Origin of the sequence: Bacillus sp. CBEL-1, assembly GCF_004348885.1 — a bacterium.
Lineage (GTDB): Bacteria > Bacillota > Bacilli > Bacillales > Bacillaceae_H > Priestia > Priestia aryabhattai_A.
On sequence record NZ_SBIM01000010.1, the window covers coordinates 30,436 to 55,485 of the forward strand.

Consider the following 25,050-nt stretch of genomic DNA (forward strand, 5'->3'; position numbering starts at 1 on the left):
TGCGCTGCTGGTCTATCTGTGCGCAATCAACTCTTCAAACAAAACTTGTTTAGTCAACTATCATTTTATAAATCGGCAAAACACTTGATTATTTTAACACAAAAAACCGCCCACTTTTTGGTAGTGAGCGATTTTTTATCATTTTTATATTTTATTCTTTCAAGGTGACTCTTTCTTTACTTCCCATCCATGCTTGCACCCATGTTAATAATTGCTGGTCTTGATTTCTTCCTGCGATAACGGATAAACCAACAGGAAGCTGATTAACATAACCAGCTGGAATCGTAAGCTGTGGTAACCCTGCTAAACCAGCTAAGCATGTCATCTGCAGCGTATGTAGCCTTCGATTTTGAAGTTCTGGACCGACTGCATTCTTTACAGGGGCTACTCCTGGAGCTGTTGGTAGTACTAAGATTGTTTTCTCATCTAAAAGATGAGTAAGCTCTTTGGTAATCGTTTCACGAACTTGTTTAGCATCTGACATCTCTTCGTCTTTTAGTGTACTAGCCCATTCAAAACGTTCGGCTACATCAGGACCAAATGTAGGGTTAAATCGTTTAATCCATTCTCCGTGAGCGCGCCAAACTTCAATTCCCTGCAGCATACGAAATGCTTCCATGCACTCACTTAGCTTATAAGAAAGCTGTATGTTCTCGTAGCCAACAGGATGATCTTGTAATAATGCCTTCACGTTCTTACCTGCTTCTTCATCTGCTAGTTCAAACAAGTTGCTTACTCCAACAATGTTCTCAAAAGAAGGTTCATGAGCTTGAGACACAAATAAAGCGGATGCAACATCAACCATCGTGTTTATATCTTTTGCCATAAATCCAATCGTATCAAAGCTAGGTGCTAACGGTATTAATCCTTCAACCGATAGTCTCCCGTGCGTCGGCCTAAATCCGTAAATACCGCAATAGCTCGCTGGAATTCGTATTGAACCACCTGTATCCGTTCCAACTGCAAAATCGACGAGACCAGCAGCTACTGCCACCGCTGAACCGCTTGATGACCCCCCTGGAATTCGGTTGTGATTAATTGGATGAAGAGGCGTTCCATAATGAAAATTTTCACCATTTAATCCATACATTAGTTCATCCGTATGCGTTACGCCCGTCAGCTTAGCACCTGAAGCTAGCAAACTTGTAACGACTTCAGCATGATTACTTGCTGGTTCATGAGTACGTAACCAATAAGGATTTCCCGCACTAGCCGTATGTCCTTTTACATCAAAAACATCTTTTAAAGCAAATGTTTTTCCACTTAACAATCCGGCGTTCATCGGCTCTACGATTATTTCTTTATTAAGAAATGCATTCCATTTATCGTTCATCATCACCGCTCCCTTTTCGCTTATGTCTCCTTTAAGCGTAATAACTTGCAGGATGATTGGTCAACGAATGTGTAATAACTTCTAACAAACGTTTAAAGACTGTAAAGATAATAATTTAAAATTGCTCTTTCTGTTTTAAACAGGGTAAAGTAATAGTAGTTTTTGATTTTATACGCAAAGGAATAGAATACTATGTCACAACACACCATTTTGTATGCGTTTATTGTTCTTGCCATTGTTTTAACGAGAGGCATTCCGTTAGCCGGCCGGCAAATGCACGGTCTTAACCAAGGCCTCACACATATAGGACGTTATTTTTCCAATTTAAATACGCTTTTGCATGAGGATGGACATGCTCTTATGGGGATGATTTTCGGAAAAGGTGTAAAGCGAATTGAGCTATACACAAACACAGAAGGAGTAGCAATTACGTCCACCTATGCTGGTGCTCGCGGCTGGCTTCCCCGCGTTATCATTGCACTGGCCGGTTACCCTTTCAGTTCAGCTATGACTTATTTATTCTTCTACCTGCTTGTACAACATCGCTACGACCTACTGTTTTATGGATTAGGAGGCATTTTGTTATTTAACCTTCTTTTCTTAGTAAGAAACCGTTACGGAATACTTTGGCTTGTTTCTATCCTTGCCATTTTAGGAGGCGTTTACTACCTAAACTCACCCACTCTCATTATGTATAGCATGATGTTTGTTGGAGCTATTTTGTTGGTTGAGTCTGTTTTATCAGCAGCTGTTATTTTTGTATTAAGTGTCAAGCAACCTTATCATGCTGGTGATGCAACCAGCTTAAAAGAACTCACGATGGTTTCAAGTCGAATTTGGGGACTTTTATTTTTCGTTCAAGCTTTGTACATAGCTTATTTAAGCGTTACGCTATTACACTAGAGCAGCACCGATACTTGGTGCTGCTCTTACTATTAATACAAAGGAAAAAAACCTCCCTCTTTTCCTTTTTAGACTTTCTGTCAACTCCCCCTGTCGAACGCTTGTCAAAGAACGACGTTAAAAATCTAGTTATTTTGACATACACACAAGAAAAAGATGTCGAAAATAGTAGGTTCATACAGAGAATTAGAGATAGATACTTCCTCCTATTTTGTCTATATCTGGTATAATAATAGTTATTAAAAACTATTATAGTTTAGAGTTTTTTATGAAAGGACGTGATTACCTACACAAATATATTAGGCCATTCTACTCCTAGAAATGGAGTGAACGTGATCCATAAACATTCGTTTCCTATACTCCTCACTTTATACACTTACGTTCATTCTCGTACTATTTTTACGCAAGGTATCATCTAGATATTGAAAAAGCAAGCGCTATCTTTTTTGAATCATTTGCAGTTGTCAACACGTGTAAACGACCAAAAAATAAAAGGGGGATGGTCAGTTGGCAAAGAAAAAAACAAAGGTAAGTGTCTTATTTTTAGCGATAATTTTAGTAATGGGAACTCTTTTCTTCAGCGCAAATAAAACAGAAGCTGCAGGAAGTACAACTCACTTCATTGTCATCAACAAAGCAAACAATCAATTAGCTTATTATAAGAACAATAAGCTCGTTCGTACCTTTTCAGTTGCGACTGGGCGTACGAATTCACTTACACCTGAGGGTAAGTTTCGTATTGTTAATAAGATTGTAAATCGTCCTTATTATACGGGTAAAATACCGGGAGGAGATCCGCGAAATCCATTGGGTAATCGCTGGATGGGGATTAACGCTCGCGGTACAAACGGTACAACGTATGCTATTCACGGTAACAATAATCCTAGTTCCATTGGAAAGTACATAAGCAGCGGATGCGTTCGTATGTACGATAACGAAGTGGAATGGTTATTTAGTCAAGTAACAGTAGGAACTCCAGTTGTGATTACCAATTCTTCAAAATCATTTGACGCGATTGCGGCCGCTAATGGATACAAAGTATCTAACAGCAGCCAGCCTTCTCAACCGACAGTTAGTGGTCTTAAAAAAGGAAGTCGCGGTAATGAAGTTCGCTCTCTTCAGCAAAAGCTCACTTCTCTTGGTTATGATACAAAAGGGGTAGATGGAGTATTTGGTAACAATACAGATACGGCTTTAAGAAGATTCCAAAAAGATCGCGGTTTATCTGTAAACGGCGTGGTTGACTCAGCTACTCAAAAAGCGCTAAATGGAGCAAAACCAGGTGTCAAACCGCCAGCAACAAGCACTGGTTTAAAGAAAGGAAGCCGTGGTAACGAAGTGCGTGCTCTTCAACAAAAGCTTACCTCTCTTGGCTTTAGTACAAAAGGAATTGACGGCATTTTTGGTAACAATACGGATGCTGCTTTGCGTCAGTTTCAAAAAGCTCGCGGACTATCTGTCACTGGAGTCGTTGATGCGGCTACACAAAAAGCACTAAACGGAACAACAGCTAGCAAGCCTTCTTCACCCAGCAAAGGCCCTAGTTTAACATCAGGGCCAACTTTAAAGCTTGGTAGCAAAGGAGATGCTGTAAAAGCTCTACAACAAAAACTTACTTCTCTTGGCTTTAATACAAACGGCGTAGATGGCATGTTTGGTTCTAATACAAGCGCTGCTGTTAAAAAGTTTCAAAGCGCAAACGGCTTAGCTGCTGATGGCATTGTTGGTCCAAACACATATAAAGCTCTTTCTTCTAAATAATACGATTAATTAAAGCAGAGTCTTTACAGGCTCTGCTTTTTCATGGTCTCTATGTATAAACCTTTATTGTGACTAGCATAATACAAGTGAATGTGAAAGTTTACAAGCGCTACTCACCTCACGTAACAAAGAGATTGTTTATCGCCTGCAAAACCTTAACATACTCTTATTTTCAATAGTGAAAAAAGACACAAGGATTTACGAAACAAGTCGAAACTGTCTATGATTGAGTTCTTTTTCTAACGCTTAATTTTAACAATTTCTTTGAATGTCTGCACCGAACGCTGGCGAACTTTCAAAAAGGAGAAGAAACAATGGAGAATTTACGAAAAAGCTTAGGTTTAAACACGATGCTTGTCATTATTTCTTTAAGTATTCCACTCATTTTAATGCAAATTTATGTATCACCCTTAATCGGTTGGACACTGCTTATCTTTAGTCCTATCGGAACGATTATCGGGGCAGTAAATCTGTTTAAGCACCATATCTATACAAGCCAATAACAACCTCTTAAAAAAAGAAGGTTGTTATTTTTATGTTAGCAAACGTTTATGAATCCAAATCGCTGCTTGGACTCCTTCCCCCATGGCTACTGCTGCTTGCTCAGAATGAGCAACTAAATCTCCAGCTGCCCATACGTTTTCCACATTTGTCTCTTTGGTTCGATGATTCGTTAACACATGGTTATTCTCTGTCGTATACACACCCAGCTGTTCTGCTAGATGACTTCGCACCTTATTGCCACCCAACGCTAGAAAACAATGATTGGCATGAATTATTTCACCGCTTTGCAATTCTATCCCTTTAAACTGACTTTTCCCTTCAACCAACACTTTTTTAATTTGTTCATTTTTATACGTTAACTTTTGCTCCTGGAGTTTTCGCTTTGTCTTAGTAGGCAAGACCTTCATTTCTTCGTCAACATAGACAATATCTTTTGTCCAATGAGTCAATGTACAAGCAAGGCTAGCTCCCGCTTCGCCTCTACCAATTATAATGACTCGACTGTCTTTTACTTCATAGCCATCGCAGTCCGGACAAATATACACGCTAATGCCAAGGCAACCAATCAGCTCTGGAAAGCTTGGCAAGTGATCTTTAATACCTGTTGCTAATAAAACCGTTTTACATTGATAACGCTCATCAGCCTTTGTGGTTAAAGCAATAGCTTGTTCGTGCTTAGCTGCCGATATTACGCGGTCAGTTACAAACTGTACGTTGTAGCGCATAGCTTGCTTCTTCCCGCGGTCTCTTAGTTCTTCTCCACTTACACCTTCTGGCCACCCCAATAAATTATGATACCTGTTACATAGATTTGAACGACCGTCATTGGAATCAATCACTAAAGTTTTGTGGCAGTATCTCCCAAGCTGAATCGCTGCTTGGAGACCAGCAATTCCGCCTCCAATAATAATGCAATCATAATAGTTTTCCAATGCTATTTGCCCACCTTAAAAGTTTTTTTACCAGTAGTAATATGTACGTTTTCAGCACAAATTATGAACGCACGAAAAAAGCAGCCTTAATCAGCTGCTTTTAATGAATGAAAATTCCTCCATGACTTTCCACCACGTGCTTCACCACATAATATAAACCACGCTCAAACTCTTTGTTCATTTTTGTTTGGAGTAACTTTTTCACGCAGTACTCTCTTTCTTCACCTTTTGTACGCTGAATAGCTGCCCATTCCTTACCCTCTCTATTTACTCCCTCTTCTAAAACGTATGCTTGAATCGCTAAGAAAAGAGAATTCGCTATGGCTTGGAACGTACGCTGACGATCGGTCGCTGAATGATAAGATGTAGACCACCCTGAAGGCTCGGTCACAAATCCATAGTAAAGCTCAGTCGCTAGCTGACTCGTCAACTCTTCAGGAAATACTTTATCGTCTTGTTGCAGAAGGTGCGAATACAAATGACTAATAGCCTTCGTTATGATTGGAGGAGCCAATATACTAAGATAAATGGGGTTAAGCTCTGCACCAACTTGTTTTGGAGTGCTGCTCACCTGGTTGATGCAAACCATTTTTGACAGCTGATGATCGTCTTCATCACTTCGATTTAAATAGGAGGCGATATCTACACGTACAGCCGTGAGGTAATAAGAAAGCTGGGTAGCAACAGCTTGTTCTTCTCGCTGAATACACGCTTGAATTGCTGCAGATAAACAATGCTTTTTCGCTCGTTCTTCAGCGTATCTTTCACCTTGCAAACGTTCAGCATGAGTAAAAATCATCTGCAGCTTATATCCATATCCATATGAAATTAGCTGTTTTAACTTATCAATCTTTATTTCACGTGAAGCATCATGAGTATATATAATATGATCCGCTTCTTTCACTTGATCATGAAGACTGGTTCCTCTTCTACTATCTTGAATTACAATAAGCTGTTCTTTTACTGAAGGAATAGTGGCATGGATAGACGTAATAAGAGGATAGCAGCTCGCTCCATCTGCTTTTTCCGCTTCTGTCGTCAAGCGATGTAAGGCCGTAAAGTAATGAGCCCGACTTTCCGTTGAAATGAATGCAAACTTAGGCCAGTCATCAATTCCATATGACCAAGTAAAATCACATTTTTCTTTAAATGACCTTTCAATACACGTTAAGAGCGTTTCAATTAGCTGCCGGTACTCCGTTTTTTGTAAAAACAGCTGTTCAAAATCCTCTGTTACTTCCGTACTTTCTTCTAAAACGGTATTTGTGAGACTTTTAATGGATTCAACATACTGAAAGATTCGCTTTGTGCTCTTTGCAGTGGAAGATTGTTCTGTAAAATAGCGAGGACTATAAGGAACCTCTCCAAATAAAGCTTCAAAGTGTAACTCAGGATTCCCATGCACAAGTGCAACTGCAAGATCATAGTCCGTTCCTCCACTCGCATAAACCAAAGCACTTTCAATTACCGTCTTTTCAAGGGTTTCATATACTTGCTGGCGTGACAGAAATGACACTTTTGCTTCATAAGCGGCGCTATGCGTCATTTCATAAACCGTATCGTAACTTGCTTTCCGAAAACGAATTGGAAATTTTTCACGCGCAGGGTGAATACCAAAAATCGCACGAACGATGGATGTTTTCCCACTTTCCGCTTCCCCGATTAGTGAAATGTGATAAGCATCCGTACTTTTGTTCACTGTTGAAGTATCTGGTTCGTCCACTTCATCATAAAATGCGTTCACCACGCGCTGATCATAGCGTGCTTTTGCTCGCCCTTTTACGGTGCTTGTCCAATACTCTTCTATACGTAACAGTTCATTCAGTTCTTCAACAAGCACATCTACTTCCTCTTGTTCAGCACATAGATAACGTTTCACAACCGGGTATTTGTTTCCGCTTTTATCTGTTTGAAAAGGATGCTGAAACAACACACACCATCCTTTTCGGCTAACGGATGGAAAAGCTTTTGCTCGAAAAAACTTCATTCTATCTCCCCCACTCTCTATCGCAAGACCTTATAGTTGAAATGTATGGGACGATGGAAGTATGTATGTCTGTAATTTTCGGGATGAAGGCAGGATTTTTATAACAAAGAGCGAACCTTTGATAAAGAGGTGATGAGAGCATGTTGACAAAAATTATAAAAGGCAGCATACCGGTGAATAAAAAGGGGTCATTTTCCTATGCTCAACAGCATTGGGCAGCACTTGCCCATGTCGATGGTTTTATTGGACAGCTAGGGGGATGGAATGTTGAAGATGAAACAGATACGTGCATTATTGCATTATGGAAAGATGAAGACTCTTATCAAGAGTTTATGAAATATACGCACGACTCTATTTTCTACAGCAGCAACCAGGATCAAACCTATACGGCGCTTGATGTATCCATTTCAAACCCTTCACAGTTTATCGGCGGTCGCTACAATTATTATCGAAGCAGCGCAATGGAAACACGTTACTTAATGAAGACTGAAATTGAAGTGGACTTTTATGATCAAAAAGATGTAGAAATATTAGTACAAAGTTTAGTAAATCCTTCATACAGGTGCTTATCTCATATCGTTGCTCCATTAAAGCATAATGAGATAACCATTTTTACGCTTTACAGCGCAGCGTGCCCAACAAAGACGGTTGATACGCTCGTGCACCCTAACGTTTTGCAAGCCCGCCAGTACATATATAAACTAGAACAAAATTGGAACGTTCTATCTCGTTAAAGACTAAAAGCTATGGCAGATGCCATAGCTTTTTTATGGTGTTATCATACAGACTTGCTGATTACGGATTGTAATGACTCGACTAGTCAGATGATTAAACAAACCATTTTCAACTACTCCCGGCATCATATTAAGCGTTACTTCTAACTCATGAGGGCGTTTAATTTCTTGAAAGTGACAGTCAATTATATAGTTTCCATTATCCGTAATAAAAGGCGTATGGTCTTCTAACAATCGAAGACGTGGCACACATCCAAGGTCTCTTATGTGCTTAGCTGTCATTTCCCACCCAAAACGAACCACTTCAACCGGTAAAGGAAACGCCCCAAGCGTTTGAACTAGTTTCGTTGAATCTGCCACGACAATAAATTGCTCAGATGCTTTGGCAATCATCTTTTCACGTAGAAGCGCCCCACCTCCACCCTTTATAAGTGAAAACTGATTGTCTACTTCGTCTGCTCCGTCAATGGCAAGGTTAAGCTTATTAACATCTGCCAGCGTCACGAGAGGAATGCCAACTTGGCGGGCAAGCTTTTCCGTTTCTTTCGAAGTGGGTACTCCTTGTATGCGAAGGCCGTTTTTCACTCGTTCACCAAGCTTTAAAATTGTGTAATAAACGGTTGAGCCTGTTCCTAGACCAACAATCATATCGTCTTTTACAAACTCAGCAGCTTTTTCACCGACGGCTTGTTTTTCAACCATAAACGTACCTCCCCTTTATAATATTCCTGAAAATAAGCGTGCGAAGGACTCTTTTGATCGCTCCATAAGACCTCGCTTATAGAAAGCAACGGGCTTAATGAGCTCGCTGTCTTCCATATCTTCTTCAAAGTGTTTGATTAAATCTTGAATAGCTTTTGAATTCATTAAAAAAGCATTTACTTCAAAGTTTAAGTGAAAGCTTCTCATATCCATATTAGCTGTTCCCACAGAAGCAAAATCATCATCAATAATGACAATTTTTTGGTGCATAAAGCCTTTTTGATAAGAATAAATCTCAATTCCAGAACGAATTAGTTCTCCAAAGTAAGACCTTGTTGCGTACTGAGTCAGAAAACCATCATTGATTTCTGGTACCATAATCCGAACGTCAATCCCTTTTTTAGCAGCGACTTGAAGAGCCATTCGAATCGTTTCATTTGGAACTAAGTAAGGAGTTGAAATCCAAATTGATTTTGTGGCACATGCAATCATAGCATAATAGTATTCGCTCATATTCTCATGAGTATCAGGACCAGTCGCAATGATCTGTGTAAAACCATCTCCTACGACAGGAACGGTCTTTGTGTAGCGCTCTTCAATAATTAAATTTTCTCCGGAAACGTACTCCCAGTCAAATAAAAAAACTGCATGGAGAGTTTGTACGGATTCTCCTACTAGTTTTAAATGCGTATCGCGCCAAAATCCAATTTCTTTGTTTTTCCCCAAGTATTCCATGCCGATGTTTAAGCCGCCGACATAACCAACTTCACCATCAATGACAATGATTTTTCGATGATTGCGGAAGTTAAATTTTTGATTAAAAAAGCCGGCTTGAATTGGCGAAAAGGCATAGACTTTAACGCCGTTGTCTCTTAACTCTTTAACATCTGCTCCTGATAGTGAAATGCTTCCAACGGTATCATAGGTGAAGCGAACTTCGACGCCTTCTTTAGCTTTTTCAATTAGTAAGCTCATAATTTCTTTTCCAAGCTTATCAGAGTGAATCATGTAATACTCCATATGTATAAAGTGTTTTGCACTTTTTAAACTGGCGGTTATTTCAGAGAAGGTTTCCTGTCCGTTTTTTAACACTCTTGCTTTCGTACCGTTATTTACCTTTGTAAATGAAACCCGTTCCGAATACTCGGCAAATGAACGTTGATGAGGGCTTAGAGAAGACAAGTCTATCTTTGCTTCTTTTTCCTTTTCCGTCATGCGCTTCAGTGTTTCACGATTGTTCATTCTCTTTGATTTAAATAAGTAGCCTTTAAGGTAAAGCTGACCTGAATATAAATAAAAGATGTACCCCACAACAGGAAAGAAAAAGAGAACATACATCCAAAGTAGCGTACTATGAGGCGTCCGATTTTCAAGCATTAAGGAATAGATGCTGACGAAGATTAGCACCGCATATAAAGTAACTAGCGCGATTTTCCATTCTTTCGATAAATCTGTAAAGAAAAAAAGATAGGAAGATACGAGCATAAGAAATAAAAAGATAAAGTCGACTCTTCTTTTTTTCATTGTGTATTCTCCAAACTATTGATTAGTTACTCTTGTATTCCCTTTTCTGCATACGTTTAACCCTTGTAAAATCAGCATTTCCATCTGAGCATAAAAATAGTCTTACCGAGCGGTGATTTCCATGGTGATACTCTTTCATATTGGTATGATGTCCATTTCAAATTGCTCCCTTTCCGCATGGAGAGCGCTGAGTCTCCTCGTATACTGCGGGGTCTCATCTGTCTCGCTAGTCCTGCTAGAGGCTCGCATTCTTCATTCCAATCACGGGCTTTTTTATCGGGAACATTTTGATGAGGGCTGCTCTTTTCTCTAATACTTTAAAAACACTCTCTACTTGGCATATAAGGATGACACTAGATAAATATTCTGTTTTCTTACTGGTAAATAAAAGGGGGTTATTTCCTAAGTTATAGTATTATTAATTAATAGATATAGACTTTTGATTAGACTAAGGAGAGTGGACTATTAAATGTTGTGGGCTAAACCTAAATGTATATATTGTGAAAAAGAAATTAAAGAAGACGACGTTACTTATGTAAAAATGCAATATCCGAAGCGAAAAGGTTTTGCCGAAATTAAAGCATATTTAAGAAATGAAGGTACATTTATTTGTGAAGAGTGCTTTTCTAATAAATTGAAATAACCGTTATTCAACTAACTAAAACGTTGTCACACCCTACTAGATAGGTTGAAGCTTAATTCTTTTCTGTGTTAAGTAAAGTGCTTCTCTCTGCTTAGCGTGATTTCCATTTCAAATTGCTCCCTTTCTGAAGGGATCGCATTCTTCATTCCAATCAAGGGCTTCTTTATTGAGAAAACTTTTAATAAGGATTATTTGATGAAATTTCCTATACTGAGCTCGTCAGGAATCTTCTTTTTCACTAGAAAGTTAAGTTGAAACATGTGTTAAAATGGGAATTATTCCATTGGAGAAAGTGGGTGAATATAGAATGGATCGATATGATCGTGCCTTTGGAGTGTATGGCATTTGCATACAAGATGAAGAGATTCTCGTAATTCGCAAAAATCGCGGACCTTATATTCATCGTTTTGATTTACCTGGTGGTCAGCTTGAGCATGGCGAGACGCTGGTGGATGCGATGCAGCGAGAATTCTTAGAAGAAACTGGCTTTAAGGTTAGTATTACGAAGCAAGCAGGTGCAGCTGACTTCCAGTACCCATGCATTTGGAAAGAGTTTACTCACGTTCACCATATTGCGGTATTTTATTACGTCATGATTAAAGGTGGAGAATTGCTACATATGCCGAGTCAATTTGAAGGACAAGATGCAGCTGAAGCACTGTGGATGCCCATTAAAAAACTGGATAAAAACAATGCTTCTCCTCTCGTCTTAAAAGCGATTGAAGCTCATTCACTTTCAGTTTGGCCCCATGACTCAGAAGTCTATAATAGCTGGGAGTTAAAGAAAACGTTTGAACAGTAATTGAATAAGGGTATGATAGTGATATTATTTGAATTGGTTATTTGGAGGTAATGAAGTGTCAAAAGCAAAAAAGTTTCAATTTTGGACGATTCAGCTTGTGCTAATTGCATTGTTCATTTACATTTGCACGAAAATTTCATTTGTATTTGAACCAATTGTTGTCTTTTTCACAACGCTCTTTTTCCCTATTTTAGTATCAGGATTTTTATATTTCTTATTTAGTCCTATTGTCTTTTTTCTTGAGAAAAAGAAAGTTCCTAAAACGGTTGGAATTCTCGTATTATATGCCATTTTCATCGGCATCATCTCGTTTGCGGTTGGAACATTGGGACCAGCTCTTTCGAAAGAAGCCAATCAGTTTGCGGACAAGCTCCCAACTTATGTAGATAAGAGTCAAGAAGCGATTAATAATTTATCAGAAACAAAAGGTTTTCAGTGGATTGTTGAGCAGGAATATGTATCAATTGAAAAAATTGAAGACTCTCTTGCAAACTTTTCATCTACGCTTACTACTGGTGTCACAAGCAGCTTATCAACAATTTTTAGCGTTCTGACTAACATCACGCTTACAATCGTCACTGTGCCTTTTATTTTATTTTATATGTTAAAAGACGGACATAGCTTACCTAAGTATATCGTTAAGCTCTTTCCACCGTCTTATCGTGACGAAGGTCTAAAGATTTTAGAGGAAACGAAAGAAACTGTTGCGACTTATATCCAAGGCCAAATGCTTGTTGCCTTGTTTGTTGGCGTATGTGCTTCCATCGGTTACTTAATTATTGGGCTACCATTTGCACTTGTACTTGGCTTAATTGGTGCCGTAACAAATATCATTCCATACTTAGGACCATTTTTTGGAGCTGCTCCAGCCGTTATTATTGGAATCTTAGACTCTCCTACAAAGGCTTTTTTAGTTATTATTGTAATGGTTATTGTTCAGCAGCTAGAAGGAAACGTTATTTCTCCTCTTATCATGGGAAGAAAGCTTAATATCCACCCGCTGACCATTATCTTACTACTCTTAGTAGCTGGAAACTTAGCAGGAATTTTAGGAATGATTTTAGCCGTGCCGTTCTATGCGGTTGTTAAGACATTGGTGCTTAATATCGTTCGCTTAATCAAGTTACGATCAAGGTCCAAAACAGATCAACAGGCCTACAGCTAGAATAAAAAAACAGGACGCGCGTCCTGTTTTTTTATTTGACTAAATTCGTTAAGTCATGAATCACGCGATTAGGCGTTAATTCACGATGCTCAGGTACTTGATGATGGCGGTTTACCCACACGGTTGAAAATCCGTAATTCTTTGCTCCAGCAATATCCCACGGATTTGATGATAGGAAAAGCACTTCGTCACGCTCTACTTCTAGCTTATTAGCTGCGTAGTGATAACTAGCCATCGCTGGCTTGAACTGTTTGATTTCATCAACAGAAATGACATCATCAAACAAAGGTGCTAACCTATGATGAGCTACAAGCGGATTAATCATGTGCTTAGGTCCGTTTGTAAAAATGGCAAGCAGATAGCCTTTTTCTTTTAAATACGCCAGTACTTGTTTCACTTCAGAATAAAGGTTTAGTCTGGAATAGGCATGAAGTAACGCTTCTTCACTTCCAGGCGTTATCCCTTCATCAACAACATCCACCGCGTAGCGTAATGATTTTTTTGTTAGTTCATAAAAATCAACATAGCGCCCCATAATTTGACTTTGCATAGCGTATTCGATTTGTTTTTGACGCCACAGCTGACTTATTTTTGTTCCTTTATCAGGATAGTATTCTTCACAGGTTTCAATGACGGTATGTACATCAAATAATGTTCCGTATGCATCAAATAAAATGGCTTTAAACTTCATTAACTGACCTCCTCCATTATTCATTGTACCCCCTCTTTAAAAAACATAACGGCGTTTCCATAAAAAAAACTGCATCTCTAACTATTAAACTTTGTCTAAAAGTTAGAGATGCAGTTCAAGTTTGTGCACTTTTTTATTGATTATAATCCCATGCAATGGTCCATTCTCCCTCAGTTTTGACTGCAAACACGCATTGATTAATGGAAAAATTTCCGTATTTCCCTTTATAAATTTGAATCACTTTCATTTGATAAACATCCGTCCACTCTTCACCATCAGCCGTGATTTTCCACGTATCTAGCTTTTCTACTTCGGTAATGTCATAGGAAAATGTTTCGACACCGAAATGATTTAAAAAGACGTGTGCCCGATCTTGAATATAAGCTCCCTTCTCAAAACGAACTTTCATAGCGGGATGAAAGTACTCCCATGAATCAGAGAAGTTCCCTTTCTGCTCAAGATCATAGAATTCCTTAACAACATGCTTAGCATGATATGTAGAAGAAAAAAACGTAAATTGAAATCCCCAAGCTCCTAATGTTAGTAAGGATAACAGTCCTCCAATAATGAGCACTAGTTTTATGAATCGCCTTCGTTTGTTATACAAAAGCTCTGCTCCTTCGCCAGTTGTAGTTTAATTTTCTACTATAAAGCTTATTCATCTAAACAAGCATTTAGCACATTGAATAAACGCAGAGTAAGACGGGACTTCGTTTGATCACTGCTTTTTCTGCTTAGTGGAACTTCCATTTCAATCATGGATTTTTTTATCTGGCACCTTTTGATGAGGACTTTTCTCTCTTTGAGTAATGTAAATACCACTACCCTGCTCGGGATGATTTTTGTTCGAATTCACTTGTTTCCACCATAGCTCATTGAATAAAAAATAGTCATCGCTAACAATCATCACAGTCTAAAATAAAAAAAGACCACCTATAAGGGGTCTTTTCTATACAATCTGAAATGCCATTTGCATGGCTGCCAGAAATCCAATAAATACGAGAAACGTCACAAGACCTTCTTTCCAGTCGGGCCTGTCTCCTCGAACAAATTTTGCGATGTCGTATGAAAGCATCGCTGCTAAGAATATGGATAGAACGATATAGAATGGCTCCATCTGCCTCCCCCTTTTCCACTTTGTTTTTAGCGCCCGTTAGTCGCCTACACTTTTATAGATTAGCTGTTTTAGATAGGTGTTGTAAAGGATAGGGTTTTGCATGACTTTTTTTCCTACTGCGGGCATACACTACTTAAAAGCATGAAAGGATGACGCAGGATGGCTACATTTAATCCTGAAGAGTTTAGCGTTACGTACCGACAAGGAGCAACTCCTACCCAACCTCTTTTAAAAAGGCGCTATACGCTGACTTATGTCTCTGAAACGGATTCCTTGTATTTAATTATCGGATCTTCATTTGCTAAAGACGTTCTCAATGAACAGCGAAACGAGCTGTTTGGAGAGTGGATTCATTACAAAGATGCAACCGCTCTTTACTTGTATGTTTTTATTGGCGATCATCGTACTGATAAATCAATTCAAGCCATTCGTTACGCGATTTTCAACAAAGAGATGCCAGTGCTCTTAACTGCTTTGCGATATGGAGACCATTTCTTTTTTAAACAAGTGCACAATTTAGATCAAGCTCCAATCTACGTTCATTATCATTCGAATTATTCCGAGTTTCATACGATTCGCTACATGCAAACCCCATCAATCTATGAAACGATAAAAAGGTAGCGTCTGCTACCTTTTTAGCTATGCTTCCACACACCGTTTCGGCGAGAGTCACCGACACCAGTTACTTTCCCACTATCAAAATCCTGCATAAGAAGTTGAACTCCTCCATAGTAGACGTCGCTTGTTTTGCTTTGTACATCAAAAGCGCTCATTCTCTCGATGACTTCTTCAGGCGTAGTTGGCTCAATGTAAAGAGTTTCCTGATCAAAGATAAACCGAGGCGTTTCCACCGCTTTTTCCAATTCTTCCCCTCCTTGAAAATGGCGGGCTAATACTTGGTTTAATACCTGTGGAATACGCGTTCCTCCTGGCGTTCCTACCCCCATTATCCACTCGCCTTCCTTACGAATAATTAAAGGAGCTGTAAACGTTCGCGCTCTTTTTCCAGGCTCAGGATTATTCACGCCGATTGAACCATAGGTATCCGCATTATTGTTAAGAAAAAATCCATCCACCTGCTTACCGAGCCCGAAAAAGTTGCTTAGCGTATTGGTTGTAGATACGGTTGTACCTTCCTTATCAATGACGACAAAATGCGTTGTACTTTCATGCTCTTGGTCAGAACTCTCCACTGCTCGTTCTTCCGAGTTTTCTAATAAGCTTTCAATATACTCATTGCTAAGGAAACGCTCTACATCTTGCGGGTAAAAAGCAGGATCACTAACCTCTTTTACTCTAGCAGCATACGCTATTTCTTTGATTTTCTTAATAGCCCCATAATCTACGTCTTGCTCGTCTATGTTAACGTTTTCTTTTTCCATCATTTTTAACATTTGAATAACAGTAATACCTGAAAATGGAGGTGGAGCGGCAATGATTTCATTTCCTTTGTATGTTGAAATAACCGGCTGCCTTTCTTCTACTTCATAATTTTGCAGGTCTTCTAACGTTATGTTTGTTTCTTCTTCTAGACGTTTAGCAATGTCCTTTTGATAAAAACCTGCGGCCCCGTTTTGTTTGATGTACGTTAACTGCTCGGCAAGTTCAGGTTGCTTTAGCCCTTCTCCTGCTTTTATGGCTTCTCCCTTTGGAAAGAAGTTCGGTAAATTGCCAGTGTCCATTCGTCCACTTGCGTAATATAACCGACTCGCTAAGAGGTCATCTACTTTAAAACCTTCCTCGGCATACTCAATAGCAGGCTCAATTAACTTTGTCATAGACGTTGTTCCATACTTTTTACTCACATATTCCATTCCTGCCACAAAGCCAGGAACTCCTGTTTTCCCTCTTAAAGAGCTTGGTGCTACTTCGCGATAATCAATGAATGTTGGCTCTTCACCTTCTTTAGCAACCAGCATACCACCACCGCCACCGATTCCTGAGCCATACGGTTCGACAACACCCAGCGCGTAAGATACAGCAATTGCTGCATCTACAGCGTTGCCTCCTTCTTTTAATACGTTCATACCTACATCAACAGCAATGGGGTTGGAAGAGCTAACTCCATAAGATGAGTCACCATTGCTAAATAAAGGCGTGTTATTTTCATCGTTATTACGAACAAACCATACTGAACCCGCAATTAATACACATAAAGAAACTCCTCCTATAAGAGCTCTCCTTTTATTCCACATGCTGTTCACTTCTTTCTTTGTTGTATGTAGTATAAAAAAGGCATCGTGTATGACGATGCCTTTTTTATCATGCTAACCGGCGATGATTTACTTACTTGTTTAAAGATAATGAAGGCTGCTCAGCTGTTGTTTGTTGTTCAGTCTGCTCCATCATCTTTAAGTTTTTCTCAATTTTTTGCTCTTCAATTGTTGATAAAGTTGTTGGATGCTTTAAAGCTCCTAACGTAACAACAACTCCTGCTACAATAACAACTGGAGCTACTACTCCTACAATACGTTTAACGACCATGACTATTCCTCCTCAATTATTCTGTACTTTTATCCCACAAACCATGCCTTCTTTTATCTGCACTCCCCGAAATCGTATGCTCATTCCTGTCTTGAATAAGAGCTTGTACGCCTCCGTAAAACATTGGGTTATCGTTTTCTTTGACGTCATAACCATACGTTTTAAGGCGATCCTTCACATTATTTTCTGGCTCTTTCTCAGGGTAAAGTTTGTCAGAATCAAAGATGACGCGGCTTGACTGCACTGCTTTATCAATTGATTGACCACCATCAAAATAGTTGCCTAGTACCTGCGTTAATACTTGTGGAATTCGATTTCCTCCAGGTGTACCGATTCCCATTACCCACTCGTCGTCGTCACCGCGGATAATAGTAGGCGCTGTAAAGGTACGTGGTCGTTTACCTTCTTCGATTTTATTGATGCCTTCACCGAAAGTACCAAGCGTGTTATTTAAAAAGAAGCCTTCAACGTTTTTTCCACTTCCGAAGAAGTTACTTAGCGTATTAGTTGTAGAAACAACCGTTCCTTCTTTATCAATTACAACAAAATGTGTTGTACTTTCGTGTTCTTCCACATCGCTAACTTTCGTTTTTTTCGTGCGTGTTTCATTAATTTTATTGCCTAACAAATGAACGTAACGATCATCAATCCAGTCTTCAGGAGCCTGTTTAATAAAAGATGGATCAGCCACTTTATCTAATCGATCTTGATAAGTTACTTTGGAAATCTCACCTAAATAGTGATTAAATAAGCTTGGTTTCTCACCTTTTAGTTCCCAAATCTTTTCTTCATCTGCTAGCTTTAGCATTTGAATAAGCGTTACGCCTGAAAACGGTGGCGGAGCACTTATAATGCGATTACCTTTATAGTTGGTTTCTAAAGGCTTTCGCTCAATTGCTTCATAATCGCGCAAGTCTTTTTTGGAAATCTCCGTCTCATCAGCAAGCTCATCACCAATATCCCCACGATAAAAAGCAGAAGCACCTTCTTCTTTAATCGCTGTAAGGGTCTTAGCTAAATCTTTTTGCTTCAAAATTTCCCCTGCTTTAATGGCTTCTTCATTCGGATAAAACTGCTCAAGCTCATCTTCATCTAAGTTTTTTTGATAGGAAATTAACCTGTCATGAAGATCTTGATCTACTTTAAAGCCATCTCTGGCATAGGAAATGGCTGGGTTCATTAGTTCACCCATTGGTTTTGTTGCATAGTTCTGATGAATATATTCCATTCCCGCTACAAATCCTGGAACTCCTTCTTGCTCATCTTTATCTGAATTCGGAGCGACTTCGCGATAATCAATAAACGTAGAATCTCCATCGGCTGGATCAATCAGCATGCCACCGCCTCCACCGACACCAGAGCCATATGGCTCGACAACGCCTAGTGCATAGGAGATTGCAATCGCTGCATCAACAGCAGTACCACCGTTTTTCAGTACATCCATCCCCACTTTTGTTGCATAAGGGTCGGACGTACTAACGGCATATTCTTTTTTAGGAAACAAAAATTGATACGCTACGACGCTAATAATGAGAGAGAAGATGATAACAGCTACAAAAAGCAATTTTCGTTTTTTCATCATCTTTCATCTCCTTTAGCTGAATTATTGTTGTGTGTATACCTCTTCTTTGTTGTTAACAGGAGCGTCTTCACTTTGATTTTGGCGTTCCTGTGATCGTTTCATTACGTGTGAGTGATCAAGCTTAATTTGGAATTTCTTATCTTCTTTTTCTAAACGACCTTCATTTGATGCATACTTTGTTAAGTCGTTGTAGATTCGCTTCATACGCCATGGGTTATCCGTTGGCGTTGGAGTACCTTCTTTAATCACCATTGGAATGACGTCTACCGTAGCTTGACCTTCTTTGTTTAGGTTATACTGAACCATTGCTGTATTTTTCGTGCTTGACCATCCTTGGTCAAAAACAAAGTTTCCTAGACTATAGAAGATAATTGAGCCGTTATAAACATCAAATGATTGTAAAACGTGTGGGTGATGTCCAATAATGATATCTGCACCTGCATCAACCATCGCTTTTGCTAATCCTTGTTGACGTTCACTCGGTTCTACGTCGTACTCTGCACCCCAGTGCGCATTTACAACAACTAAATCTGCATTTTCTTTTGCTTCTTGAATCGTTTCAAAGATAACATCTGGATCTGCATCCAAGATTCCAGGGTTGTTTTTGCCTGCTTTCATTCCGGCAACATATACGTCTGTGAACCCAACAGAGGCAATCTTTACACCATCTACTTCTTTATATGAAACATGCTTTGCTTCTTCTTTATTGCGCCCCGCACCAACATAGTTCATACGATTTTTTTCAAAAGATGCAAGCGTATCTTCAAGACCTTTTGTCCCGTAGTCCATCGCATGGTTATTGGCTAGGTTTAATACATCAAAGCCTGCATTTTTTACAGCTTTTAAATCTTCTTCTTCACTGTATAAGTGAATGCTTTTATCAATTTTCTCATAAGAACTTTCTTTATTTGTTAAAACTGGGGACTCGTAGTTTCCACTTACATAGTCAGACTCATCAAAGAAAGGCTGAACATTGCGAAATACAAAGTCTTCTCCGTGACGGCTTGTCACTTCTTTAATATGTCGACCCATCATAATATCTCCAACCATTGTTAAGGTGATATCATCACTGGACTCTTTTTTTGCAAGATTAGGATCTTGAAGCGCATCCGAACGCTGAACCCAGCCTGCTAGTGCCAAAACAAGGATTAAAATAGGTGTAAGGATAAGTGCTTGCTTTCCGCTGCTTGGCTTTGTTTTTTTAATAAACATTAATACTTTCTCTTGAAAGTTAAGCTGTTTTTTCTTCACTGACGTTGGCCCTCCTTTCTTCTATCTTTTTATTAAAACAGGTAATAAATTTGCATTACACCAAATGTGATTCCACTTAGTAATACTGTTGTCCCAACTGTTAATGGTACACCTTGTTTTTGCATAGAGTTAGCGATTAATCCTGGTACAATAACCCCGATACCGCGTAGCTCGAATATTTCAAATGGTAGGACTGGATAGAAATAATCAAAAATAACTTTAATTGCAATTCCTGTAATCAACATTGCGGTGAACTTACGACGTCCATATAAAATAACTACTTTTGAAATACCATAAACAACAATTACATAGGTTAGTAAACTAATAACGAATACAACCACAATCATCATTGGCTGATCAAAAATCAGTGCCAAGTAACCTGGAACAATTAATCCAGCAGGCAATACACCTGTTTTTTCTGTGAAAATTAAGCTGAGCGTTATACCCAATACAAGGGCAATATATAAATCTGATCCGAACATGAAATGGCCTCCTAGATTAAACTGCTTTTTTCATCGTTTTCATTTCAATAATCGCTTCTACAAGCGGCTCTGCTGAACCGTGAATATTTCCGACACCATAGACAATGCGATCTTTTAAGTATGGTTTCATGCGCTCAAGGATTTCCTCTGTTGATGCACCTTCCATATCCCAGAACTCTTTCGTTGGTAACGTTCCTTTTGCATAAGCATCCGCTATAGGTGAGGTTGTCTGACCAATAGCAATCATCACGTCTGCTTCTATATAAGGCATTACATCAACTGCGAATTGTTCTGTACGATCCACACGGTCAGGGCGGCAGTTCATGATGACAATCGGAAGCTTAGGACTGTAGTTCATAGAATCTACGCGCTCCCAAATACGAAGTGTTGATGAAGCGTCATTGGCTGCAAATCCGTTTACTAAGAACGCTGGATTGCTTGTATCTCCAAACTTCGTAATTCTCATTGCACCTGGGTCTGGCTGAGCGTTTAGCATTCCTCTCATTGCCGTTTCTTCATCAATACCTAGTGCTTCAGCAACAGCTAAACCGATTGAAGCATTATCCGGGAATACCATGTAATCAAACTTACGTAAATACTCTTCAGAAATACGATCATTATCAGCAACGATTACTTTTGTATTTCGCTCTGCTGCAACCTTTTTGTAATACTCTAAATAAGGACCTTCAATTGTAACAAGGTGTCCATCATAAGGAATTGTTGCTAGGAAAGCTTGGGCAACTTCATCTAAAGTTGGGCCCATTACATCCATGTGATCCTCTAGTACGTTTACAATAACGCCCACTTTGGCTTGAATAAGCTGATTTTGAAATGTAATTTGATAATCTGGCTGAACGGCCATACATTCACATATAAGTGCTTCGGCTCCCATATCAGCAACTTCATTTACAACGCGTCGTTGCTCACCAATATTTGGCCCTTCTTTACGACGGATAATCGGTTCTTCTTCTGAAGTGTGCCAATAAATCATTCGTGCTTGGGTACCAGTTGTTTTCCCAACTGTTTTATAACCTGCTTCTTTTACAATTCCTGTTATTAGACGCGTAACAGTTGATTTCCCTCGAATACCGTTAACATTTACTCGAACTGGAATTGAACGTAGTTTACGCAAATGTCTACGATACTCCCAAATGCCATAGCCTAGTAAAAATAAGCAGCATAGGACTATTAAGATCATCTCTTATCCTTCTCCTTCCAAAATAGCGCTGACCGCTGAAACTGTTAGCGTTCATCTGCGATTTCGTTTCTCTTCTCTTTGTCTAATTTCATTTTTACTTTTGGGCTCGAGCACCAAATTCAACAGGTCTAAACCTACCACTCGTACGAAGAAACGGTCAATAGCTCAAACGATACATGTTTTTTGTATTGGTTATGAAAGGTCAAGGAACTTTCATAACCCTGTTGTTTCTAAGCATTTCCTCTATACTTTGTGACCATTCGCCTAATAAAAGCCCTTTAATCCTTTATCTTTTTTTTATATTTTTTACACATCTACATTACGAAGATGCAATATCTTTAACACATGAAACATTCCTGTAACGTAAAACCCATAAAAAGATTAAAACTGAACTTAATTTTACTTTTTGCTTCATATCTTTCTAAAGAAACTGTTAAAATACTGACTTTTCACTAAAATGAACATATTCCTATAGTCATTAAAGAAAAAGTAAAATATATAATGTAATAGACTCATAAAGAGAGTAGTCAGAAAGGGTACACTAACTACCAAATTCACATACATAGACAAACTTTATAACCAGTTCTTTTTTAGGAAGATAGATGTTCTTTTTTAGGATTGGGCTTTAAATATTTTGGGTATAAAGCTCGTAGACAAATATAAATTCAATAAAAAGGGTGAATACTTAATGGTCGATACCGCGCTTTATTTTTCTTTTACTGCTTTATACATCGCTTTGTTAGGCTGGGGCTTATTTCTTTATAGGAATCGTATAAATCAATCTTTTGCATACTTTTTATTAGTCGTGACGCTGGGACTCATTTATGATAACGGTCTATTAGCAACAGGCATATTTATCGGCGAAGGATCAACTCTTGAGACGCTAAACTTATGGAGGTTTCTAGGTCATGCTTTCTTCACTCCCACTCTTGTGCTTTTTGCTTTGGGTATTGGGAGGCATGCGGAACTGCAATGGGCCAAGAAAAGCGTTACTCTTTATAGCTTTCTCCTTATTACCATTGCCTTAATTCTGTATGAACTCACAGAAATTACGCACCAAACCCTTCAACCAGTAGTAGAATACGGCGTGCTTCGTTATACACTAGTTGGTGGGAGCAGTGGACCACCAATTATGGTGTTAATCGTTACGTTTATTTTACTGCTAGTGAGCATCTCACTTTTTCGTCATACTAAATGGAGCGTGATGATGCTTGGCGTTATTTTAATGATTCTAGGAAGTGCTATGCCGCTTCCAATCGAGAGCGGTGCCGTAACGAATACATTTGAACTTATTTTTATGACAGCATTATTTATGACCATGTCAAAATTCCTTCCAAAAGAAGCAGGATAAGCCTTGCTTCTTTTTTTATAGTTTGATATAGTTTTACCTACCGAACGTTAGGTAGATTAAAAGGGAGGTTATAAAGTATGGAGCATCCATCAACCGTTGACAGAATAAAAGCTGTCGCAATGACAGCTTTCGGCGAGAAAGGCTACACTGACACTTCTTTAGCCCATATCGCTGAGCAAGTAGGCATAAAAAAACCTTCGTTATACGCACATTTCAAAAATAAAGATGAGCTTTTTTTAGCTACGGTCGATGACCTAGTAGCTGTTTTTACTCAAAAGATGCAGAAGATTTTTGATGAACAGAAAGATGCACCCGCTCCTGATCAGTTAAAGCAATTTTTATTTCAGCTCTGCTTTGCGCTACAAGAAGATAGCTTTGGGCAAATGTATAGGCGCTTAATTATGTTTCCTCCTTTTCATTTGCAAACCTTTGTAAAAGAACGCTTTTTAGCAAGTGAAGAGTTATCTGATCGATTATTAACCTCCATCTTTGAACAAGGTATTACAGAGGGAACGATGCGAAACGAGAAAATTGACCGCTACATTAACAGTTTTTATTGCTTAACGGATGGGCTATTTGTTCAACGCTTTTACTACGACCAAGAGCGCTATTCTACCAAAATAGAAGATGCTTGGAGCATTTTTTGGTTAGGTATTAAAAAGGAATAAAAGAATAATAAAGGAGTTTTATTCATGGCTTGGATTTATTTAATTATTGCAGGTTTGTTTGAGATTGTGTGGGCGATGGGGTTGAAGTATTCAGAAGGTTTCACGCAGTTTTGGCCTTCTGTTGCAACATTAATCGCGATTGTCATCAGCTTTTTCTTCTTTTCAAAAGCACTAAAAGACATTGCAGTTGGGACTTCTTATGCCATTTTCACAGGTATTGGCGCAGCTGGAACAGCTGTCATTGGAATGGTTGCCTTAAACGAAGATGCAAGCTTAACAAGAATTTTTTTCTTGGTATTGATGCTTGTTGGTATTGTTGGCATTAAACTGGTATCAAGCGAAGACGATGTAAAGGAGGAAGGCTAATATGGCTTGGATTGCTTTAATTGGAGCAGGAATATGTGAAGTTGGTTTTGTTATCTTTTTAAAACTGTCAGATGGTTTTAAGCGCCTGCTTCCTTCTATTGGGTTTAGCGTATTTAGCCTTGCGAGCTTTTATTTACTTTCATTAGCTCTACGCGAAATCCCAATTGGTACTGCGTATAGCATTTGGACTGGTGTTGGGGCGGTAGGAAGCGTATTGTTAGGGATGTTTCTTTTTAATGAAAAGAAAGATTGGAAGCGTCTTTTATTTATCTCCTTTATCGTCATTGGCGTAATTGGATTAAAATTCACATCTTAACAACATAATCCATGCTATAATGAACTTGTATCTATTCTTTGACTAGGAGACGATGACCATGAACCTTGGTTTTGGAGAAATTGCGCTAATTGTCTTTGTTGCTTTGCTTTTATTCGGTCCGAAAAAGCTGCCTGAGCTTGGAAAAGCAGCAGGAAAAACGCTGCGAGAGTTTAAGCTTGCTACCAAAGGAATGATGGAAGACGATGAAGATGATAAGACAAAGAAAACACAAAAGCAAGTATGACCCTACTTCTTAGTCATAACACATAAACAAAGCAGATGTCCATGTAGACATCTGCTTTTTATTTACTACTTTTGCTGCTCTTCTTTTAAGACAGTTTCCCAAAAGCCTGGTGTATACTCAACACTAAATTTTTTTGCTGCTTGTACAATTTTAACATTCAGCTCTTGCTTAATGTCTTCGCGTTCTGTTGTGCACGCTGTTTGAGCTGCTTTCTTCACTTTCGGGGATAGTCTTTGCAGAAGTTCTTCAACAGCTTTTTCATCATCTTTTTTCACTCGTTCAATTAATTTATAAAGAGTTGTCATTCATC

General features: G+C 38.9%; 27 protein-coding genes. 12 read left to right on the forward strand and 15 right to left on the reverse strand.

From position 1 onward, the window contains the following. Positions 1–151: 151 nt before the first annotated feature. Positions 152–1,333 (reverse strand): amidase, encoded by a 1,182-nt coding sequence (locus tag EPL02_RS07785; protein WP_131887407.1) that lies wholly within the window; start codon positions 1,331–1,333, stop codon positions 152–154. Positions 1,334–1,525: 192 nt separating this feature from the next. On the opposite strand from EPL02_RS07785, the gene EPL02_RS07790 reads away from it, so the two are divergent. The 3 genes from EPL02_RS07790 to EPL02_RS07805 all read left to right on the forward strand — a co-directional run bounded on the left by EPL02_RS07790 (position 1,526) and on the right by EPL02_RS07805 (position 4,500). Next, on the forward strand, positions 1,526–2,236 hold the full coding sequence (locus tag EPL02_RS07790; RefSeq protein WP_131887408.1) for a M50 family metallopeptidase: 711 nt from the start codon (positions 1,526–1,528) through the stop codon (positions 2,234–2,236). 507 nt (positions 2,237–2,743) lie between these two features. Further along, the gene (locus EPL02_RS20835; RefSeq protein WP_094912388.1) at positions 2,744–3,997 is read left to right on the forward strand and encodes a L,D-transpeptidase family protein; all 1,254 of its coding nucleotides are present in this window, start codon (positions 2,744–2,746) and stop codon (positions 3,995–3,997) included. A gap of 314 nt (positions 3,998–4,311) precedes the next feature. After that, positions 4,312–4,500: a hypothetical protein gene (locus tag EPL02_RS07805; RefSeq protein ID WP_094912387.1), complete on the forward strand. Its 189-nt coding sequence runs from the start codon at positions 4,312–4,314 to the stop codon at positions 4,498–4,500. A gap of 30 nt (positions 4,501–4,530) precedes the next feature. Here EPL02_RS07805 and EPL02_RS07810 read toward each other — a convergent pair whose 3' ends face one another. Both EPL02_RS07810 and EPL02_RS07815 read right to left on the reverse strand, forming a co-directional pair. Next, positions 4,531–5,433 carry an NAD(P)/FAD-dependent oxidoreductase gene (locus EPL02_RS07810; RefSeq protein ID WP_131887409.1) on the reverse strand — a complete coding sequence of 301 codons (903 nt, stop codon included), beginning with the start codon at positions 5,431–5,433 and terminating at the stop codon, positions 4,531–4,533. Positions 5,434–5,533: 100 nt separating this feature from the next. Further along, positions 5,534–7,420, reverse strand: a complete 1,887-nt coding sequence (locus tag EPL02_RS07815; RefSeq protein WP_131887410.1) for a hypothetical protein — start codon at positions 7,418–7,420, stop codon at positions 5,534–5,536. 140 nt (positions 7,421–7,560) lie between these two features. Here EPL02_RS07815 and EPL02_RS07820 point away from each other — a divergent pair, with 140 nt between their 5' ends. Beyond that, a complete protein-coding gene (locus EPL02_RS07820) occupies positions 7,561–8,154 on the forward strand; it encodes a YdbC family protein (RefSeq protein ID WP_094912384.1) in 594 nt (197 codons plus the stop codon). Between the two features lie 33 nt (positions 8,155–8,187). On the opposite strand, the gene rpiA is transcribed toward EPL02_RS07820, so the two are convergent. Together rpiA and cls are read right to left on the reverse strand one after the other, a co-directional pair. Next, positions 8,188–8,856 carry a ribose-5-phosphate isomerase RpiA gene (rpiA, locus tag EPL02_RS07825; protein WP_131887411.1) on the reverse strand — a complete coding sequence of 223 codons (669 nt, stop codon included), beginning with the start codon at positions 8,854–8,856 and terminating at the stop codon, positions 8,188–8,190. 15 nt (positions 8,857–8,871) lie between these two features. Continuing rightward, positions 8,872–10,380 (reverse strand): cardiolipin synthase, encoded by a 1,509-nt coding sequence (cls, locus tag EPL02_RS07830; protein ID WP_094912382.1) that lies wholly within the window; start codon positions 10,378–10,380, stop codon positions 8,872–8,874. Positions 10,381–11,330: 950 nt separating this feature from the next. On the opposite strand from cls, the gene EPL02_RS07840 reads away from it, so the two are divergent. Continuing rightward, the gene (locus tag EPL02_RS07840; protein WP_094912379.1) at positions 11,331–11,825 is read left to right on the forward strand and encodes an NUDIX hydrolase; all 495 of its coding nucleotides are present in this window, start codon (positions 11,331–11,333) and stop codon (positions 11,823–11,825) included. Positions 11,826–11,880: 55 nt separating this feature from the next. Then, complete coding sequence (locus tag EPL02_RS07845; RefSeq protein WP_094912377.1) at positions 11,881–12,990, forward strand: AI-2E family transporter; 1,110 nt, start codon at positions 11,881–11,883, stop codon at positions 12,988–12,990. A 31-nt stretch (positions 12,991–13,021) separates the two neighbouring features. Here the strand turns inward: EPL02_RS07845 and EPL02_RS07850 are convergent, their stop codons facing one another. From EPL02_RS07850 to EPL02_RS20840, 3 genes are all read right to left on the reverse strand, one after another. Then, positions 13,022–13,705 carry a haloacid dehalogenase type II gene (locus tag EPL02_RS07850; protein ID WP_286175317.1) on the reverse strand — a complete coding sequence of 228 codons (684 nt, stop codon included), beginning with the start codon at positions 13,703–13,705 and terminating at the stop codon, positions 13,022–13,024. A gap of 109 nt (positions 13,706–13,814) precedes the next feature. Then, the gene (locus EPL02_RS07855; protein WP_131887412.1) at positions 13,815–14,288 is read right to left on the reverse strand and encodes a hypothetical protein; all 474 of its coding nucleotides are present in this window, start codon (positions 14,286–14,288) and stop codon (positions 13,815–13,817) included. 342 nt (positions 14,289–14,630) lie between these two features. Then, positions 14,631–14,798: a hypothetical protein gene (locus EPL02_RS20840; protein ID WP_165932531.1), complete on the reverse strand. Its 168-nt coding sequence runs from the start codon at positions 14,796–14,798 to the stop codon at positions 14,631–14,633. 159 nt (positions 14,799–14,957) lie between these two features. Between EPL02_RS20840 and EPL02_RS07860 the strand changes: the two genes are divergently transcribed. Then, positions 14,958–15,419: a staygreen family protein gene (locus EPL02_RS07860; RefSeq protein WP_094912372.1), complete on the forward strand. Its 462-nt coding sequence runs from the start codon at positions 14,958–14,960 to the stop codon at positions 15,417–15,419. 14 nt (positions 15,420–15,433) lie between these two features. Here the strand turns inward: EPL02_RS07860 and EPL02_RS07865 are convergent, their stop codons facing one another. The 6 genes from EPL02_RS07865 to pgsB all read right to left on the reverse strand — a co-directional run bounded on the left by EPL02_RS07865 (position 15,434) and on the right by pgsB (position 21,795). Next, entirely contained in the window at positions 15,434–16,993 is a 1,560-nt protein-coding gene (locus EPL02_RS07865; protein ID WP_205687704.1) for a gamma-glutamyltransferase family protein, read from the reverse strand. A 91-nt stretch (positions 16,994–17,084) separates the two neighbouring features. Continuing rightward, positions 17,085–17,282 (reverse strand): CapE family protein, encoded by a 198-nt coding sequence (locus EPL02_RS07870; protein WP_094912369.1) that lies wholly within the window; start codon positions 17,280–17,282, stop codon positions 17,085–17,087. Positions 17,283–17,298: 16 nt separating this feature from the next. Beyond that, positions 17,299–18,864, reverse strand: a complete 1,566-nt coding sequence (locus tag EPL02_RS07875; protein ID WP_131887413.1) for a gamma-glutamyltransferase family protein — start codon at positions 18,862–18,864, stop codon at positions 17,299–17,301. Between the two features lie 21 nt (positions 18,865–18,885). Beyond that, positions 18,886–20,115: a CapA family protein gene (locus EPL02_RS07880; RefSeq protein ID WP_094912367.1), complete on the reverse strand. Its 1,230-nt coding sequence runs from the start codon at positions 20,113–20,115 to the stop codon at positions 18,886–18,888. A 32-nt stretch (positions 20,116–20,147) separates the two neighbouring features. Then, positions 20,148–20,597: a poly-gamma-glutamate biosynthesis protein PgsC gene (pgsC, locus tag EPL02_RS07885; RefSeq protein ID WP_094912366.1), complete on the reverse strand. Its 450-nt coding sequence runs from the start codon at positions 20,595–20,597 to the stop codon at positions 20,148–20,150. A gap of 16 nt (positions 20,598–20,613) precedes the next feature. Continuing rightward, a complete protein-coding gene (gene pgsB / locus EPL02_RS07890; RefSeq protein ID WP_094912365.1) occupies positions 20,614–21,795 on the reverse strand; it encodes a poly-gamma-glutamate synthase PgsB in 1,182 nt (393 codons plus the stop codon). 688 nt (positions 21,796–22,483) lie between these two features. Between pgsB and EPL02_RS07895 the strand changes: the two genes are divergently transcribed. The 5 genes from EPL02_RS07895 (at position 22,484) to EPL02_RS07915 (ending at position 24,740) form a co-directional block, all read left to right on the forward strand. Continuing rightward, positions 22,484–23,146, forward strand: a complete 663-nt coding sequence (locus EPL02_RS07895; RefSeq protein ID WP_131887414.1) for a hypothetical protein — start codon at positions 22,484–22,486, stop codon at positions 23,144–23,146. Between the two features lie 77 nt (positions 23,147–23,223). Next, entirely contained in the window at positions 23,224–23,814 is a 591-nt protein-coding gene (locus EPL02_RS07900) for a TetR/AcrR family transcriptional regulator (protein WP_094912364.1), read from the forward strand. Positions 23,815–23,838: 24 nt separating this feature from the next. Then, positions 23,839–24,180 (forward strand): DMT family transporter, encoded by a 342-nt coding sequence (locus EPL02_RS07905; RefSeq protein ID WP_131887415.1) that lies wholly within the window; start codon positions 23,839–23,841, stop codon positions 24,178–24,180. A gap of 1 nt (position 24,181) precedes the next feature. Then, positions 24,182–24,496 (forward strand): DMT family transporter, encoded by a 315-nt coding sequence (locus EPL02_RS07910; protein ID WP_094912361.1) that lies wholly within the window; start codon positions 24,182–24,184, stop codon positions 24,494–24,496. Positions 24,497–24,554: 58 nt separating this feature from the next. Then, complete coding sequence (locus tag EPL02_RS07915; RefSeq protein ID WP_025908239.1) at positions 24,555–24,740, forward strand: twin-arginine translocase TatA/TatE family subunit; 186 nt, start codon at positions 24,555–24,557, stop codon at positions 24,738–24,740. A 65-nt stretch (positions 24,741–24,805) separates the two neighbouring features. Here EPL02_RS07915 and EPL02_RS07920 read toward each other — a convergent pair whose 3' ends face one another. Continuing rightward, positions 24,806–25,045 carry a helix-turn-helix domain-containing protein gene (locus EPL02_RS07920; protein ID WP_094912359.1) on the reverse strand — a complete coding sequence of 80 codons (240 nt, stop codon included), beginning with the start codon at positions 25,043–25,045 and terminating at the stop codon, positions 24,806–24,808. Positions 25,046–25,050: the final 5 nt, after the last annotated feature.

Excerpts from the sequence above, each read along its gene's own strand:
- EPL02_RS07865 (WP_205687704.1), bottom strand. The coding sequence starts at position 16,993 with ATGTGGAATAAAAGGAGAGCTCTTATAGGAGGAGTTTCTTTATGTGTA.
- EPL02_RS07900 (WP_094912364.1), top strand. The coding sequence starts at position 23,224 with ATGGAGCATCCATCAACCGTTGACAGAATAAAAGCTGTCGCAATGACA.
- EPL02_RS07870 (WP_094912369.1), bottom strand. The coding sequence starts at position 17,282 with ATGGTCGTTAAACGTATTGTAGGAGTAGTAGCTCCAGTTGTTATTGTA.
- EPL02_RS07820 (WP_094912384.1), top strand. The coding sequence starts at position 7,561 with ATGTTGACAAAAATTATAAAAGGCAGCATACCGGTGAATAAAAAGGGG.
- EPL02_RS07915 (WP_025908239.1), top strand. The coding sequence starts at position 24,555 with ATGAACCTTGGTTTTGGAGAAATTGCGCTAATTGTCTTTGTTGCTTTG.
- pgsC (WP_094912366.1), bottom strand. The coding sequence starts at position 20,597 with ATGTTCGGATCAGATTTATATATTGCCCTTGTATTGGGTATAACGCTC.
- EPL02_RS07910 (WP_094912361.1), top strand. The coding sequence starts at position 24,182 with ATGGCTTGGATTGCTTTAATTGGAGCAGGAATATGTGAAGTTGGTTTT.
- EPL02_RS07840 (WP_094912379.1), top strand. The coding sequence starts at position 11,331 with ATGGATCGATATGATCGTGCCTTTGGAGTGTATGGCATTTGCATACAA.
- EPL02_RS07790 (WP_131887408.1), top strand. The coding sequence starts at position 1,526 with ATGTCACAACACACCATTTTGTATGCGTTTATTGTTCTTGCCATTGTT.
- EPL02_RS07815 (WP_131887410.1), bottom strand. The coding sequence starts at position 7,420 with ATGAAGTTTTTTCGAGCAAAAGCTTTTCCATCCGTTAGCCGAAAAGGA.
- EPL02_RS07875 (WP_131887413.1), bottom strand. The coding sequence starts at position 18,864 with ATGATGAAAAAACGAAAATTGCTTTTTGTAGCTGTTATCATCTTCTCT.
- EPL02_RS07920 (WP_094912359.1), bottom strand. The coding sequence starts at position 25,045 with ATGACAACTCTTTATAAATTAATTGAACGAGTGAAAAAAGATGATGAA.
- rpiA (WP_131887411.1), bottom strand. The coding sequence starts at position 8,856 with ATGGTTGAAAAACAAGCCGTCGGTGAAAAAGCTGCTGAGTTTGTAAAA.
- cls (WP_094912382.1), bottom strand. The coding sequence starts at position 10,380 with ATGAAAAAAAGAAGAGTCGACTTTATCTTTTTATTTCTTATGCTCGTA.
- EPL02_RS20840 (WP_165932531.1), bottom strand. The coding sequence starts at position 14,798 with ATGGAGCCATTCTATATCGTTCTATCCATATTCTTAGCAGCGATGCTT.
- EPL02_RS07805 (WP_094912387.1), top strand. The coding sequence starts at position 4,312 with ATGGAGAATTTACGAAAAAGCTTAGGTTTAAACACGATGCTTGTCATT.
- EPL02_RS07895 (WP_131887414.1), top strand. The coding sequence starts at position 22,484 with ATGGTCGATACCGCGCTTTATTTTTCTTTTACTGCTTTATACATCGCT.
- EPL02_RS07785 (WP_131887407.1), bottom strand. The coding sequence starts at position 1,333 with ATGAACGATAAATGGAATGCATTTCTTAATAAAGAAATAATCGTAGAG.
- EPL02_RS07905 (WP_131887415.1), top strand. The coding sequence starts at position 23,839 with ATGGCTTGGATTTATTTAATTATTGCAGGTTTGTTTGAGATTGTGTGG.
- EPL02_RS07860 (WP_094912372.1), top strand. The coding sequence starts at position 14,958 with ATGGCTACATTTAATCCTGAAGAGTTTAGCGTTACGTACCGACAAGGA.
- EPL02_RS07850 (WP_286175317.1), bottom strand. The coding sequence starts at position 13,705 with ATGAATAATGGAGGAGGTCAGTTAATGAAGTTTAAAGCCATTTTATTT.
- pgsB (WP_094912365.1), bottom strand. The coding sequence starts at position 21,795 with ATGATCTTAATAGTCCTATGCTGCTTATTTTTACTAGGCTATGGCATT.